Annotated in this window: 14 protein-coding genes and 1 pseudogene; 4 read left to right on the top strand and 11 right to left on the bottom strand. The window is 61.7% G+C overall.

Going from position 1 to position 15,680, the window contains the following annotated elements; translation table 11 throughout:
* Window positions 1-213: 213 nt before the first annotated feature.
* A pseudogene (locus J1N02_RS08550) lies at window positions 214-807 on the top strand (methyl-accepting chemotaxis protein); the annotation flags it as partial.
* A gap of 638 nt (window positions 808-1,445) precedes the next feature.
* On the opposite strand, the gene J1N02_RS08555 reads toward J1N02_RS08550, so the two are convergent.
* Genes J1N02_RS08555 through J1N02_RS08570 form a run of 4 tightly spaced genes read right to left on the bottom strand, consistent with a single transcriptional unit; the run spans window position 1,446 to window position 5,531 of the window.
* Entirely contained in the window at window positions 1,446-1,814 is a 369-nt protein-coding gene (locus tag J1N02_RS08555; protein ID WP_065939002.1) for a glyoxalase superfamily protein, read from the bottom strand.
* 29 nt (window positions 1,815-1,843) lie between these two features.
* On the bottom strand, window positions 1,844-3,307 hold the full coding sequence (locus J1N02_RS08560) for an N-acyl-D-amino-acid deacylase family protein (protein ID WP_092359317.1): 1,464 nt from the start codon (window positions 3,305-3,307) through the stop codon (window positions 1,844-1,846).
* A gap of 1 nt (window position 3,308) precedes the next feature.
* On the bottom strand, window positions 3,309-4,169 hold the full coding sequence (locus tag J1N02_RS08565) for a MurR/RpiR family transcriptional regulator (RefSeq protein WP_027607656.1): 861 nt from the start codon (window positions 4,167-4,169) through the stop codon (window positions 3,309-3,311).
* Window positions 4,170-4,181: 12 nt separating this feature from the next.
* Entirely contained in the window at window positions 4,182-5,531 is a 1,350-nt protein-coding gene (locus J1N02_RS08570) for a gluconate:H+ symporter (protein WP_223841626.1), read from the bottom strand.
* Window positions 5,532-5,778: 247 nt separating this feature from the next.
* Here J1N02_RS08570 and J1N02_RS08575 point away from each other — a divergent pair, with 247 nt between their 5' ends.
* Window positions 5,779-6,159, top strand: coding sequence for a lysozyme inhibitor LprI family protein (locus J1N02_RS08575; RefSeq protein ID WP_065938998.1), 381 nt, complete (start codon window positions 5,779-5,781; stop codon window positions 6,157-6,159).
* Between the two features lie 2 nt (window positions 6,160-6,161).
* Here J1N02_RS08575 and J1N02_RS08580 read toward each other — a convergent pair whose 3' ends face one another.
* The 5 genes from J1N02_RS08580 to J1N02_RS08600 all read right to left on the bottom strand — a co-directional run bounded on the left by J1N02_RS08580 (window position 6,162) and on the right by J1N02_RS08600 (window position 11,244).
* On the bottom strand, window positions 6,162-7,607 hold the full coding sequence (locus J1N02_RS08580) for a SulP family inorganic anion transporter (protein ID WP_146478289.1): 1,446 nt from the start codon (window positions 7,605-7,607) through the stop codon (window positions 6,162-6,164).
* A 239-nt stretch (window positions 7,608-7,846) separates the two neighbouring features.
* Window positions 7,847-8,740, bottom strand: a complete 894-nt coding sequence (locus J1N02_RS08585) for an NAD-dependent epimerase/dehydratase family protein (protein WP_421147272.1) — start codon at window positions 8,738-8,740, stop codon at window positions 7,847-7,849.
* A gap of 103 nt (window positions 8,741-8,843) precedes the next feature.
* The gene (locus J1N02_RS08590) at window positions 8,844-9,740 is read right to left on the bottom strand and encodes a LysR family transcriptional regulator (RefSeq protein ID WP_146478287.1); all 897 of its coding nucleotides are present in this window, start codon (window positions 9,738-9,740) and stop codon (window positions 8,844-8,846) included.
* Window positions 9,741-9,770: 30 nt separating this feature from the next.
* Window positions 9,771-10,361, bottom strand: coding sequence for an NAD(P)H-dependent oxidoreductase (locus J1N02_RS08595; RefSeq protein WP_027607662.1), 591 nt, complete (start codon window positions 10,359-10,361; stop codon window positions 9,771-9,773).
* A 118-nt stretch (window positions 10,362-10,479) separates the two neighbouring features.
* Entirely contained in the window at window positions 10,480-11,244 is a 765-nt protein-coding gene (locus J1N02_RS08600) for a sulfite exporter TauE/SafE family protein (RefSeq protein WP_098480086.1), read from the bottom strand.
* A gap of 107 nt (window positions 11,245-11,351) precedes the next feature.
* On the opposite strand from J1N02_RS08600, the gene J1N02_RS08605 reads away from it, so the two are divergent.
* A complete protein-coding gene (locus J1N02_RS08605; RefSeq protein WP_421147273.1) occupies window positions 11,352-12,248 on the top strand; it encodes a LysR substrate-binding domain-containing protein in 897 nt (298 codons plus the stop codon).
* On the opposite strand, the gene J1N02_RS08610 is transcribed toward J1N02_RS08605, so the two are convergent.
* The gene (locus J1N02_RS08610; protein ID WP_027607665.1) at window positions 12,194-13,600 is read right to left on the bottom strand and encodes an amino acid permease; all 1,407 of its coding nucleotides are present in this window, start codon (window positions 13,598-13,600) and stop codon (window positions 12,194-12,196) included. The two genes, J1N02_RS08605 and J1N02_RS08610, sit on opposite strands and share 55 nt — an antisense overlap.
* A gap of 162 nt (window positions 13,601-13,762) precedes the next feature.
* Complete coding sequence (gene kynU / locus J1N02_RS08615) at window positions 13,763-15,013, bottom strand: kynureninase (protein ID WP_169899924.1); 1,251 nt, start codon at window positions 15,011-15,013, stop codon at window positions 13,763-13,765.
* Between the two features lie 144 nt (window positions 15,014-15,157).
* On the opposite strand from kynU, the gene J1N02_RS08620 reads away from it, so the two are divergent.
* The gene (locus tag J1N02_RS08620; protein WP_003176072.1) at window positions 15,158-15,631 is read left to right on the top strand and encodes an Lrp/AsnC family transcriptional regulator; all 474 of its coding nucleotides are present in this window, start codon (window positions 15,158-15,160) and stop codon (window positions 15,629-15,631) included.
* Window positions 15,632-15,680: the final 49 nt, after the last annotated feature.

The raw sequence follows: 15,680 nt of genomic DNA on the forward strand, positions 1-15,680 counted from the left end.
GCCAGTGCCGCCGAAGAGTTGTCGGCCGTCACCGAGCAGACCAGCGCCGGTGTGAACAGCCAGAAGATCGAGACCGATCAGGTCGCCACGGCAATGCACGAAATGACCGCCACCGTGCAGGAAGTCGCACGCAACGCCGAGCAAGCCTCTCTGGCTGCCGCAGACGCTGACGGCCAGGCCCGCGCAGGCGATAAAGTGGTAGCCGAGGCCATCGCCCAGATCGAACGCCTGGCCGCCGAAGTGGAACGTTCCACCGATGCCATGGCGCACCTGCAACAAGAGAGCAACAAGATCGGCAGCGTGATGGACGTGATCAAGGCAGTGGCCGAACAGACCAACTTGCTCGCCCTCAACGCAGCGATCGAAGCGGCGCGTGCCGGTGAAGCCGGTCGTGGCTTTGCCGTGGTCGCCGACGAAGTGCGTGGCCTGGCCCAGCGCACGCAGAAATCCACCGAGGAAATCGAAGGCCTGGTCGCCGGTTTGCAGAACGGCACCCAGCAAGTCGCCAACGTGATGAACAACAGCCGCAGCCTCACCGACAGCAGTGTCGAACTGACGCGCAAGGCCGGTGTGTCCCTGGAAAACATCACCCGCACGGTGTCGAACATCCAGTCCATGAACCAGCAGATCGCCGCTGCCGCCGAGGAACAAAGCGCCGTGGCCGAAGAGATCAGCCGCAGCATCGTGAATGTGCGTGATGTGTCCGAGCAGACCGCCACCGCGAGCAATGAAACGGCGAAATCGAGCGTGGAACTGGCGCGTTTGGGTAGCCAGTTGCAGCAGATGGTCAGTCACTTCCGGGTGTAAGAAATCAAAAAGCCGCCTCGGCATATACCGAGGCGGCTCCACCCCTCAGACGTTAGCAGTCATCGAAGCTGTCCCGCAGGAACTTCCATACGTGATAAGCACGTAGGCAGTTCACTAAGAGGTTCCATGTACGTCGTGCAAACCTAGACATACTCGGCCCTCCGTGAGTTGGGCCTTACCTCCAGCACACTTACCGGAACATGTGGGCCTTAGGATGCTGGTCATAGCTTCCGATGAGGCGGTCGGGCTTTGGTTCCTCCCGCATAAATCCGGCACGGATTACTAGCCCGTGGCGTTCGGTCCATAATTCCGCGCGCATACCCAGCCACCTACAAAACGACATACTTGGAACGGGGTGATACTAACCAACATCCTCATCGAAGGTGTGACGGGAGATGAGAAAACCCTCCGCGGAGGTCCGCTAATTTATTGCCAATTCTTGCCACCGTTTTTTATAACATTCAGTGAAATGCGTGAAAACCGTCGGCCTTGGCCAGTCCTTGCGGGGCGCGACAATCGGCAGTAGTATTCTTCTCGCTGGTCATAGCTTCCGCTGAATATGCAACCCCAGCTACTAACCGGGATTGCAATAAAAAACCGCCTACCAAGGCGGTTTTTTATTGCCTGCGATTTACCTCTCAGCCCTCACCTTCCTCAACAAACACCACCCGATTCCCAAACGGATCCTTGATGCTCATCTCCCGCGATCCCCAAGGCGTTTGCTCAACCCCAGGCTTGGCGTAACGGTAATCCTTGCCCGCCAACTGCTGCTGGTACGTGTCCACCCCTTGCGCCTGGATCCGCACCGCCGCGCCCGGCGAAGCATCGCCATGATGTTCGGACAGGTGCAGCACACAATCGCCCAGCGAAACCTGCAGATAGAGTGGATAGTTCGCCTCGAAACGATGCTGCCAATCGACCTTGAACCCCAGAAAGTCGACGTAGAACTCCAAGGCCTTGGCCTCATCGAAAATCCGCAGGATGGGGGTGACTTTTCCTAAGTGCATGACAATCGCTCAGTGTATGAAAGCGCCCACTATAGAGTCGAAAACCCACCACGCAAATCCCCACTGCGCGCCAGGAAGCGCCCCGGTCGCTGACCGTTCGCCTGGCCATCGCTGTAGCTCAATACGCCGTTGACCCACACGCCGTCAATGCCTTGCGCCGCCCGCTGTGGCTCATTGAAATCCGCCACATCCCGCACCCGCAACGGGTCGAACAACACCAGGTCGGCCCAGTGCCCTTCACGAATTTCACCACGCTCGGATAACCCAAAACGCGCTGCCGACAAGCCGGTCATCTTGTGCACGGCGGTGTGCAACGGGAACAACCCGACATCCCGGCTGAAATGTCCCAGCACCCGTGGAAACGCCCCCCACAAGCGTGGGTGTGGAAACGGATCTTCGGGCAACCCATCAGACCCCACCATCGACAATGGATGCGCAAGGATGCGTCGCACATCCGCTTCATCCATCCCGTAGTACACCGCCCCCGCAGGCTGTAGACGACGAGCGGCGTCCATCAACGAGACGTCCCATTCGCCGGCAATGTCCTGCAAGTCGCGCCCTCCCACTTCCGGGTGCGGCGTCGACCAGGTAATCGTGATGCGAAACGCGTCGGTCACCTGCTTGAGGTCCAGGGTCGAAGAACTGGCCGCGTAGGGATAACAATCACACCCCACCGGGTGGGTGTTCGCCGCTGATTCCAACGCTGCCAACAGCTGCGGACTACGCCCCCAGTTCCCCGCGCCCGCACATTTGAGGTGGGAAATAATCACCGGTACCTGTGCGTGCCGGCCGATCAGAAAAGCCTCGTCCATGGCCTCCAGCACCGGTTCGAATTCGCTGCGCAAATGGGTGGTGTAAACCGCACCGAAGGCCGTGAGTTCTTCACTCAGTTGCAGCACCTCATCGGTCTCGGCATTGAACGCGCTGGCGTAGGCCAGGCCGGTGGATAAACCGAGGGCGCCGGCCTCGAGACTCTCGTGCAACTGCACACGCATGGCGGCGATTTCATCCGGTGTGGCGGTGCGATGCAGGTCGTCCATGTGGTTACTGCGCAGCGCCGTGTGACCGATCAATGCCGCGACGTTGACCGCTGGATGAGCGCTTTCAACGGCGCTGCGATAGTCGCTGAACCGGGGATAAACAAACGCCGCAGCGCTGCCCAACAAGTTCATCGGGTCCGGCGGATCGCTGCGCAAACTCACCGGTGAGGCGCTGATGCCACAGTTGCCGACAATCACAGTGGTCACACCCTGGCTGAGCTTGGGCAGCATCTGCGGCTGGCGGATGACCACCGTGTCGTCGTGGGTGTGGACATCGATAAAGCCTGGCGCCAGTACACGGCCAGTCCCATCGATTTCATGCAAGGCCACCGCCGTCGACAAGTCACCGATCGTCTCGATGCGCCCGTCACGCAGCCCCACATCGGCGACAAACCCTTCGGTGTTGCTGCCATCGATGATCAGCGCCTGGCGAATCAGCGTGTCGTACGTCATGTCAATCTCCAAGCGGCAGGCGGTCAGGGCCGCCGCGATAATCGTCGAGGGCCAGCTTGATCCGGCGCAAGCGTTCCTGGTTGTCGTCGGGCAGGGCCAGCGCCAGTTCGGTGGCGAGCAGGTCGATGGCCAGCAGCATGCCGTAGCGCGCCGCCGTGGGTTTGTAGATAAAACTGGTTTCGGCCGGTTGCAGCGGCAGCAGCACATCCGCCAACTGCGCCAGGGGTGAGTCGGCCAGGGTGATGGCGACGATGCGCGCGTCGTAGTTGCGTGCCAGCGCCACCACATCGAGCAACTCAGGGGTGAGGCCCGTGAGCGAGCAGACAATCAGCGCGTGTTCCGGCCCCAGGGTTGCCGCCGTGACACGCATCATCACCGGGTCGTGGCTGGCGGCAATCGGGTAGCCCAGGCGAACCAGGCGCACCTGCAATTCATCGCTGCACAAACTCGACGGCCCGCCCATGCCGAACGCGTGGATCATCCGCGCCTTGCCCAGCAGGTTGACCGCATCGACAAAGCTGGCCTGGTTGAAACCCGACAAGTGCTGGCGCAACGTCGCTTCGATATCGCCGAGAATCTGCCGATGAAATGCCGACTGTTCAGGCAGCCCCGCCGGGTCCAGGAAGCGGCTGCCGACGCCGCTGGCCTGGGCCAGTTGCAGGCGCAGGTCGCGCAAATCCCGGCAACCGACACTGCGGGCAAACCGCGACAACGTCGCGGTACTGACCTCGGCCCGTTGGGACAGCTCTTCCAGGCTGGCCGAGGCGGCAAAGCCCACATCCTCCAGCATCAGCCTGGCGATACGCCCTTCGCCGGCGCTGAAGGAATCCTGACGGGCGCGGATCTGGTAGAGGATGTCCATGAAGGCTCCGGGTTACAAAATACAGGACAGACCGTAAGTCAGACCGAAGGCAACCACAGAGATCAGCGTCTCCAATACGGTCCAGGTCTTGAAGGTCTGGATCACCGTCATATTGAAGTATTCCTTGATCAGCCAGAAGCCGCCGTCGTTAACGTGGGAAAAGATCACCGAACCCGCGCCAGTCGCCAACACCAGCAATTCCGGGTGTGGATAACCCAGGCCCAGGGCGACCGGCGCAACCACGCCGGATGCGGTAGTCATGGCCACCGTGGCCGAACCTGTGGCGATGCGCATCAGGGCCGCAAACAGCCACCCCATCACCAGCGGCGACAACTGAAACGCGTGGGCCAGGCCGAGGATCTCATGAGTGACGCCTGCATCCACGAGGATCCGGTTCAGGCCACCGCCCGCGCCCACCAGCAAGGTGATGCTCGCGGTCGGCGCCAGGCATTCATTGGTGAACCTGAGGATCGACTCACGGTTGAAGCCCTGCGCCAGGCCCAGGGTCCAGAAACTCACCAGGGTTGCCACCAGCAGCGCAATCACCGAGTTGCCGATAAACAGCAGAAACTGATTGAAGCCGCTGCCCGGGGTGGAGATCACGTTGGCCCAACCGCCGATCATCATCAGCACCACCGGCAACAGGATGGTGCCCATGGTCAGCGTAAAGCTCGGCAAACGCTCACGAGGTTCACGCTCGATAAACTGGCGTTCCAGCGGGTTTTCCGCCGGCAGGTGAATACGCGGCACGATGAATTTGGCGTACACCGGGCCGGCGATGATCGCCGTGGGTATACCGATGAGGATCGCATAGAGCACGGTCTGCCCCACCGACGCGTTATACGCCAGCACGGCCATCATCGCCGCCGGGTGCGGCGGCACCAGCGCATGCACCACCGACAGGCCGGCAACCATCGGCAGGCCGACCATCAGGATCGACACCCCCACGCGCCGCGCCACGGTAAAGGCGATTGGCACCAGCAGCACAAAGCCCACTTCGAAAAACAGCGGCAGCCCCACCAGGAAGGCGATGCACACCATGGCCCAATGGGCATTACGTTCGCCGAAACGGTTGATCAGGGTGCGCGCCACCTGCTCGGCGCCACCGGACTCGGCCATCATCTTGCCGAGCATGGTGCCCAGCGCCACGACCAGGGCGATATGCCCCAATGTTTTGCCGACGCCCGCCTCGTAGGAGCCCATGATGGTGTCAGCCGGCATCCCGGCCATCAGCGCCAGGCCGATGGACACCAGGGTGATGACGATAAACGGGTTGAGCCGGTAACGTGCGATCAGCACGATCAAAGCAATGATGGCGATGGCAGCGTATGCCAACAGCCCGAAGCCCGGTGATGCGGCCATGCGGTACTCCTCGGAAAGGGTCACGTCGAATTGGTTGTGAAACTCATAAATCATTACCGAGGAGCATTTTCAAATTTTATGAAAGTAACTTTCGCCCACGGATAAGCGCTGTCGCGTTGGGGTATGCCCAAGGGCCGTGCATGAAAATCCGGGGGGTGTTCTTACATGAAGATCAGAGAAGGCTGGAAACTCAACGAATACCCTTGAGTCATAGAATGCACATCCACCGTTGCCAGGAAAATCGAGCATGATTCGTACGACACTCGCCGCCGGCGCCCTGCTTCTCGCCGTGTGCGGCACTGCCGCCGCCGCCGACAACCCGGCGCTGAAAAAATGCATGGACGGCGCCAACACCACTGCCGACATGGTCAGCTGCAACGTCAAGGAAACCAAGGTGCAGGACACGCGCCTGAACAAAGCCTACAAAACCGCCCTCGCCGCCCAGGAAGGCAACCGCAGGCAGCAACTGCAGGACCTGCAGCGCCTGTGGATCAAGTACCGTGACGCCAATTGTGCCTTCGCCGGCTCGGCTACCGGCGGCACCATCGACCAGGTCAACGGCACCGGCTGCGTGCTGGACATGACCCAGACCCGCGCCCAGGAACTGGAAGACCTGGTCGGGCCATAAAATCAGTCGTGATGCACCCTCGCACGCTTGAGCAGCTTCTTGCAGCGTTCAGACAAATGCAGCACGCGCAAATGCTTGCCGGCCTTGCTGTAGCGCTCGCGCAGGGTCATCAGCGCGGCAATCGCCGAGTAGTCGACAAAGCTCAGGTGACGACAATCCAGCGTCACCTGGGCGGGGTCGTTGGCCGGGTCGAACTGGTTCAGGAACGGCGTCGTCGAGGCAAAGAACAGCGTGCCGTGCAGGCGATAGAGCTTGCTGCCATCCGCTTCCAGATGCTCATCGGCGTACAGCTCACGGGCCTGTTGCCAGGCAAAGTTCAGTGCTGCGATCACGATGCCGCACAGCACGGCGGTGGCCAGGTCGGTGAACACCGTGATCACGGTCACTGCGATGATCACCAGCACATCATTGAGCGGCACCTTGTTGATCACCCGCAGGGACGCCCAGGCGAAGGTCTGCTGGGACACCACGAACATCACCCCCACCAGCGCCGCCAGCGGGATCCGCTCGATCAGCGGTGACAGAAACAAAATAAACAGCAGGATCATCACCCCGGCGAACACCCCGGAGAAACGTCCGCGCCCGCCGGAGCTGAGGTTGATCACGGTTTGCCCGATCATCGCGCAACCGCCCATGCCGCCGAACAGGCCCGAGAGCATATTCGCCGCGCCCAGGGCCACGCTCTCGCGGTCGGGGTAGCCACGGGTCTCGGTGATTTCGTCGGTGAGGTTCAGGGTCAGCAGGGTTTCCAGCAGGCCGACCATGGCCATCAGGAACGCATAAGGGGCGATGATGCCGAGGGTTTCCAGGGTCCAGGGGATCTGCGGCAGCGCGAAGGTCGGCAGGCCGCCGGCGATGTGGGCCATGTCGCCGAGGGTACGGGTCGGCAGGCCGAGCAGGTACACGGCCAGGCCCACGCCAAGGATCGCCACCAGGGCCGGCGGCACCGCACGGGTGATGCGCGGCAGCAGGTAGACGATGGCCATGGTCACCAGCACCAGGCCCGTCATCACGTACAACGGCGTACCGCTGAGCCAGCGTTCACCGTTCTTGAAATGTTCCAACTGGGCCAGGGCAATGATGATCGCCAGGCCGTTGACGAACCCCAGCATCACCGGGTGCGGCACCATGCGCACCAGCTTGCCCAGGCGCAACAGGCCGAACGCAACCATGATCAGCCCGCCCAGCAGCACCGTGGCCAGCAGGTATTCCACGCCGTGCTGCACCACCAGCGCGACGATCACCACCGCCATCGAGCCTGCCGCCCCGGACACCATGCCCGGCCGGCCGCCGAACAAGGCGGTGAGGGTGCAAATGATAAAGGCGCCGTAGAGCCCCATCAGCGGGTTGAGGTGGGCCACCAGGGCAAAGGCGATGCACTCGGGCAGCAGCGCGAAAGACGTGGTGAGGCCGGCCAGGGCATCGGCGCGCAGACGGGTGAGGTTCATGAGGTACCAGGGCATTGCGGGGGATAAGGCGGGGAATGGTACGGAATTGAGCGCGGTGGGGCCAGATTTTTAAGGCAAGCACACACCCTGTAGTGAGCGGGCTTGCCCCGCGTTGGGCTGCGAAGCAGCCCCAAAACCATTCACCGTATTTCTGTCTGAATGTATGCGATTACTGACAGGGGGCCGCTTCGCAGCCCGACGCGGGCAGGCCCGCTCGCCACAACTAAACGGCGGAAAACTTAGACCATCTCCTGACGAATCCACTCCACCACCGACGTACGCTTCGGCGCCCAGCCCAGCAACTCGCGGGCATGCCTGCCACGCACGCGGCTGTTGGAGCCCAGGCCATAGTTGGCCATTTCATAACCCCACTCGGCCTCAGCCTCGGCCAATGGCCAATCCTGCGGCCGGCCCAGGTTCAGGGCTTGGGCAATCGCCGTGGTCATGTCGATAAACGAGGCCTCGCCGCTTTCCACAAAGTAGAACGTGCCCGGCACGTTGCGGGTCAGTGCCAGCAGGTACAGCGCCACCACGTCTTCAATGTGCACGTTGGACCAGATGTTCTGCCCGGTGCCCACATGGCGCACCACGCCGCTCTTGCGTGCCTGCTTGAGCAAGCGCGGCAGTTGCACGCTGTCGCGCTTCACACCGAGGCTGTGGCCGTAGATCAGGGTGTTGCAGATCACTGCTGAGTTCACGCCGTCTTTTGCGGCCGCCAGGATCAGGTTGTCGATGGCCACGCGGGCAGCCTTGTCGACGGTCGGCTCCGGCAGGCTGTCTTCGAAATAGATGACATCGCTGGACTTACCGCCCGACGCATCCCCCACGATGCTCGAACCGCTGGTGTGCAGGAATGGCTTGTCCGAACCTTTCAGTGCGGCCAGCAGGGTTTCCACCGCGACACGATGGTCGCTGCTCGCGGCATTGATCACTGCATCGGCTTTGTGCGCTTGCTCGGTCAACACAGCAGCATCGTCGAGGGTACCGATCACCGGGTTGATGCCCAGGGCGGTCATTTCTGCCGCTTGCCCGGCGCCGCGTACCAGGCCGGTAACCGTGTGACCAGCCTTGACCAGGCCGGTGGCGATGGAACCGCCGATAAAACCGGCTGCGCCGGTAATGAATACGTTCATGGAGAGTGCTCCTGACGGGGTAAGTGATGGGTCCATTGTTACGAACTCATCCCTGACGAATAAGCCCGCACCGCCCAATTCACTCTTGCGTGAGGGTCACGAATCAGCAGGCATACCGCGCCAGCTTGGCCTGGATAAAGTCCAGGAAGCACTGGATGCGCAGCGCCAATTGCGAGTTGCGGTAGAACACCGCGTGGATCGGTTGGCGATACCCGCTGTTGAACGCCTCCAGCACCGGCACCAGGCGCCCGGTATTGATGTCTTCGACGGTCATGAAGTTCGACAGGCAACAAATGCCCTGCCCTTCCAACGCCAACTGGCGCAGGGTTTCACCACTGGACGCGGCCACGCTGGGCTCGATCAGCCAGCGGTCACCTTCCACATGGCGCAGCGGCCAGTGGTTGAGGGTTTCGGTCTGGGTAAAGCCCAGCAGGGTATGGTCAGCCAACTCGGCGACCGTCGTCGGCGTGCCGTACTGCTTGAGGTAGTCGGGGCTGGCGAGGATATGCAGCGGCGTACAGCCCAAGGATCGCGCATGCAGGGTGGAGTCGGCCAGGGCACCGATGCGAATCGCAATATCGGTGCTCTGTTCCAGCAGGTCGATGATCAGGTCATCGCTGTTCAACTCCAGCTGGATCTGCGGGTACAAACGGCGGAATTCGGCGATGTAGGGCACGATCCCATGCAGCATGAACGGCACGGCGGCATTGATGCGCAGGCGCCCGGCGGGGTTTTTCTGGCGTGACGACAGGCGCTCTTCCAGCTCGTCCATCTGCGCCAGGATCAGCTTGGCCTGCTCGAAGAAGTACTTGCCCTCCTCGGTCAGGTCCATGCGCCGCGTGGTGCGGTTGATCAGCGTGGTCTCAAGCTTGGCTTCCAGGCGCGACAGGGTGCGGCTGACCGCCGACGGCGTCTGCCCGACCTGCTCCGCGGCGGCGGAAATCGAGCCGCACTCAATCACGCTGACGAAGATCTGTAGCTCATCGGATCGGGCTTTCACGGGCGGTCCTCGTTATCGGTGTACCGCAGCTTACACCGAGAGGTTGAACACCCGCGCCAGATGCTGTTCGTAGCGCGCCACATCCACCTCGATGGCCGGGCGTTTCATCACGTCCACGCACAGGAAGGTCGGCAGGCCGGTCATGCCGAGGAACTCGTTGGCTTTGTGGAACGGGAAGTACACCGCATCCACGCCCTTGGCTTCGAAGAAGTCGGTCGGATCGTCGAAGGCTTGCTGCGGTGCATTCCAGGTCAGTGACAGCATGTAGTGCTTGCCCTGGACCAGGCCACCGCTGCCGTATTTCTGCGAGGCGTCGGAACGGGTGCGACCATCGCTGGCATACAGGCTGCCGTGGCCTTCGGTGAAGACTTCGTCGATGTACTTCTTGACGATCCAGGGCGCGCCCATCCACCACCCGGGCATCTGGTAGATGATCACATCGGCCCAGAGGAATTTGGCGACCTCTTCGGCCACGTCGTAGCCTTCGTCGATATGGGTGACCTTGACGTCGATACCGCCTCGGTCCAACACCGCCAAGGCGGTGTCATGCAGGGTGGCGTTATAGCGGCCGTCGGAGTGGGCGAATTTTTTACCGCCGTTGAGCAGGAGTACTTTTTTCATGGGAGGCATCCAGAAGGTTGAAAATGTCTGGACGCAGACTATCCACCTCGGCCCTTCGGAATAAGCGGCCACCGGGCAAAATACCTTTGACCACAAGGAACGAATGGATCGCTAATTGTTAACCGCCGATCAGCAAATGCCCGCCCAGCAGTGCCATGCCGATAAAAAATACCCGCTTGAACAGCACCGCACTGATGCGCTGACGCACCACCTGGCCCAGCCACATGCCCAGCAGCGCCGGCACCAAGGCCAGCAACGAGGCGTTGATTGCGCCAGCGCCCAAGGTGCCGCGCCAGGCCAGACCGGCGGCCAGGGCCAGGGTCGATACCGTGAACGACAACCCCAACGCCTGCACCAGTTGATCGCGGTTCAATCCCAGCGCCTGCAGGTATGGCACGGCAGGAATCACAAACACACCGGTGGCCGAGGTGATAAGGCCGGTGATCAGCCCGCACACCGGTCCCAGCCAACGCTCGGTCCGGGCCTTGACCTTGAACGTGGGCAGGAACAGTCCGCTCAGTGCATACACCAGCAACGCGGCGCCCAGTGCGCGCACCACCCATTGCCCGCCGTCCATCCCCAGCCACACCGTGCCCAGCCCGGTGCCGAGGAAAATCAGCAGCAACATCGGCCAAAGGCGCTTGAGCAAAGCACTCAGGTGCCCGCCAAATGCCAATTGCCACAGGTTGGTGACGATCGAAGGGATGATCAGCAATGCCGCAGCCTGCGCCGGTAACATAGCCAGGCCGAGCATGCCCATGGCGACAGTGGGCAGCCCCAAACCGATGATACCCTTGACCGTACCGGCCAGCAGGAAGGTGCCGATCACCAGCAAGGTAAGGGCGGGGCCGAGATTCTGGTAAAACGCGAGGAAGGTATTCATGGGCAGAGTGTGCGACTTTTCGATGCGCTCTAAAATTCGCCATATACTGAGGCAGCCTCTTGTTTTGCGTGACCCTGAGGCCAGTCCAGTCACCCGAGCCATCAGCCATGCACTTTGACCTGATCGACCTGCGCCTCTACCTGCACACCCTCGACACCGGCAACATCACCGCCGGCGCGGCCCGCAGCCATTTATCCCTGGCCGCCGCCAGTGCCCGCATCCGGGCGATGGAGGCGTCGTTGGGCATCGAGTTTCTCCAGCGTGGGCGTCGCGGCGTCACCCCCACACCGGCGGGCAAGGCCCTGGCCCGTCACGCCCGCCTGTTGTTGCAACAGGCCGAGCACCTGCAACAGGACCTGGCGGAATACGCCAACGGCGTCAAAGGCCAGGTGCGCCTGCTGTGCAACACCACTGCGCTCAGCGAATACCTGCCGGAACTGCTTGCGGACTTTCTGCGCGAACACCCCAACCTCGATATCGACCTGCAGGAATTGCCCAGCCTGCGCATCACCCAGGCCTTGCGCCAGGGCACGGCGGAGTTGGGGATCATCTCCGACGCCGTGGACACCCACGGCTTGCAGACCTTGCCCTTTCGCGACGACCCGCTGGCGCTGATCATGCCGCACGACCATCCCCTGGCGGGCGGCACGGTGAGCTTTGTCGACAGCCTGCAATACGACTACGTGGGTCTGGCCGCCGCCAGCGCCCTCGCGGTGTACCTGGAAGAACAGGCACTGCACGCGGGCTTTCGTGTGCAGACGCGTATCCGCGCCGACGGTTTTGACGGGCTGATTCGCATGGTGGCCCGCGGCGCCGGCCTGGGCATCGTGCCCCTGGCGGCGCTGGCGCGCTGGCCAGCGCCGCGCCGCTTCATCGCCCAACCGTTGCAGGAAGAGTGGGCTTGCCGAACGCTGCTGTTATGCGCGCGTTCGTTCGAACAATTGCCGGGTTACGCCAGGGCCTTGTTCGATGCCTTGGTCCTGCCCTTGCGGAAAAACCCGTAATACACCGCCGACAGGATCAGCAGGAACGGCACGCCAAACACCAGGGTCATCTTGAACGCTTCGGTGAAGTACGTGGTGATCATCACCGCGCCCATCAGCACCAACCCCAATAACGTGCTGTAGGGAAACAGGCGCAACTGGAACGACAGCTTCGCGCCGCCATGACGCTTGCGATAGCGCCGGAAGAACAGGTGCGTGAGGAAGATCATGAACCAGGTGAAGATCGCGCCAAACATGGAGATCGCCATCATCAGGGTGAACGAACTTTCCGGGTACACCAGGTTCAACAGCGTCGCCAGGGCGATGCCCGAGCTGGACAACAGCAAGGCATTCAGCGGAATGCCGCTCTTGCTCAAGGCCCCCATGGACCTGGGCGCAAAGCCGGCGCGGGACAGGCTGAACATCATGCGCGTGGTGATGTAGAGCTGGCTGTTCATCGCCGACAAGGCCGCGATCAGGATCACGAAATTCATCACCCCGGTGGCGCCGGGAATGCCGATGGTCTGCATCACCGTGACGAACGGGCTCTGGGCCTGGCCGGCCTGGTTCCACGGCACGATGGCGAGCATCAGCGCCAGGGTCAGCAGGTAAAACACCACCAGCCGCACGATGGTCGCGCGAAAGGCTTTCTTCACGGCCTGCTCCGGGTCCGCCGCTTCACCGGCGGCCACGGCGATCATCTCGACGCTCAAGTAGCTGAAGATCGACACGATCACGGCAATCCACATGCCGCTCACGCCATGGGGGAAAAACCCGTCGTGGGCCGTGTAGTTCTGCACCCCGTATTGTGGGTTGCCGGAGCCGAACACCACGTACACCGCGAGGATGATGAAGCCGACGATGGCGCTGATCTTGATCGTCGAAAACCAGTATTCGAAGTTGCCGAAAGTCTTGACGCTGATGGCGTTGAGCAGGATCAGCACGCTGGAAAACGACACGATCCACACCCATTCCGGCACGTGGGCGAACCAGTACTTCATGTACATCGCCACCGCCGTGACCTCGGCCCCCACCGCCAGCACAATCGCCGCCCAGTAGGCATAACGCACCAGAAACCCGGCCAGCGGGCTGATGTAGAACTCGGCATAGGCGCCGAAAGAGCCCGAGGTGGAATGGGCCACCGTCATCTCGGCCAGGCAGCCCATCAGCAGCAAGGTGATCAACGCGCCGATCGCGTAGCTCACCAGCACGCTGGGCCCGGCGTAGCCGATGGCATAGGCGCTGCCCATGAACAGCCCGGTGCCGATGGCGCCACCGATGGCGATCATGCTCATCTGGCCGGAAGTGAGCTGGCGCCTCAGGCCCAGTTCGCGGTGGGTGATCTCGGCAAAGCCGTGGTCGGGTGTGCTCACGTGGTGTGCCCCTTTATTATTGTGGTTGTACTGTCTAACCGTTGTCACAGATCCCCTGTGGGAGGGGGCTTGCCCCCGATAGCGGTGGATCAGCAAAAATTTAAGTAACTGACACACCGCCATCGGGGGCAAGCCCCCTCCCACATTTTCTCCGGCGTTTATTCAGGTAACGCTATGTCGGACCTTGAATTGCGGTTGGTCCCAGGTGCAGTTGTCGAGAATCTCACCGAGGATTTCCACCGCGTCCCACACCTCGCTGAAGCTGGTGTACAGCGGCGTAAACCCAAAACGCATGATGCGCGGCTCGCGGTAATCACCGATCACGCCACGTGCGATCAGGGCCTGGATCACCGCATAGCCTTCCGGGTGTTCGAAGCTCACATGGCTGCCACGCCGGGCGTGTTCACGCGGCGTGATCAGCACAAGGTTGTGGGCGGCGCAGCGGCTTTCGACCAACTCGATAAACAGGTCGGTCAGCGCCAGGGATTTGCTGCGCAGGCGGGCCATGTCGGTCTGTTCAAAAACTTCCAGGCCGCATTCCACCATCGCCAGCGACGTGATCGGCTGGGTGCCGCACAGGTAGCGGGCGATGCCAGCACTCGGCGCATAGCTGGATTCCATGGCGAACTGCCGGGTATGCCCGAACCAGCCCGACAGCGGCTGGTGCACCAGGTCCACCAACGCCGGGTTGACCCACACGAACGCCTGGGAACCGGGGCCGCCGTTGAGGTATTTGTAAGTGCAGCCAATCGCATAGTCAGCACCGGCCCCGTGCAGGTCGATGGGCACCGCGCCGGCCGAATGCGCCAGGTCCCAGATGCTCAGCGCGCCGCATTCATGGCTCAAGGCCGTGAGCGCCTGCATGTCGTACATATAGCCGGTCTTGTAGTTGACGTGGGTGAGCATCACCACCGCCACGTCGCCGTCGATGGCCCGGGGCAGTTCATCCGGGCTGTTGACCAGGCGCAGGGAATAGCCCTGTTGCAGCAACTCGGCGAGGCCCTGGGCGATGTACAAATCGGTGGGGAAGTTGCTCGCTTCGCTGACGATCACCTTGCGCGCCGGCTCACGTTGGCGCTGCACGCTCAAGGCGGCGCTGAGCACCTTGAACAGGTTGATCGAGGTGGTATCGGTGATCACCACCTCTGCGTCCCGCGCCCCGATCAGCGGCGCCAGGCGGTTGCCCAGGCGCTGGGACAAGTCGGCCCAGCCGGCGCTGTTCCAACTGCGGATCAAGCCATTGCCCCACTCTTGCGCGATGACCGCCTGCGCCCGCGCCAACGCCGCCACCGGACGCGCACCGAGGGAGTTGCCGTCCAGGTAGATAACGTCCTGCGGCAAGGCGAACTGCTGACGTAGCGGCGCCAGCGGGTCCTGGGTGTCGAGGGCTTGGCAATGGCTGCGAGGGGTCATGGGCTGTCCTGGTTTTTGTCAGTGAGGATGCAGCAAATAATGAACGAAGATTTAAAGAATTTTCGTGCAAAGTGGTGGGTAACAGGCTAATTAAGCTGTAGGAAATTCGAATTTAACCCCTAAATACGCGGATTTATTCTAACCATGATCCTTGACGCCACCGACCTGCGCCTCCTGCATTTCCTGCAACAGGATGGCCGTATCAGCAACCAGGAACTGGCGGAAAAAGTCGCGTTGTCGCCCTCTGCCTGCCTGCGTCGTCTACGCCTGCTGGAGAGCGAAGGGATTATCAGCGGCTACCGTGCGGTGTTGAATGCCGAGCAGTTGGGGATTGAACTGGAGGCCATCGTCCACCTGTCATTGCGCCAGGATGTGGAGGATTGGCATGAGACGTTTATCAAGAAGGTGCAAGGCTGGCCGGAAGTGGCCAGCGCCTACGTGATCACCGGCGCCAGCAACTATGTGCTGCGGGTGCAGGCACGCAACCTCAAGCACTTTTCGGACTTTATCGTGAACCACCTGAACCGCACGGCGGGGGTGATGGATATCCGCTCGGAGATTGTGCTGCAGAAGATCAAGGATCGGGATGAGGTGCTTGATCTGGTGGTACGCAAATAGGAGCAGCGCCATCGGTAAAATGTGGGGGGCAAGCCCCCTCCCACATTTT

Source organism: Pseudomonas sp. NFX5, from assembly GCF_049132125.1.
In the GTDB taxonomy this organism is placed as follows: Bacteria; Pseudomonadota; Gammaproteobacteria; order Pseudomonadales; family Pseudomonadaceae; genus Aquipseudomonas; species Aquipseudomonas marginalis.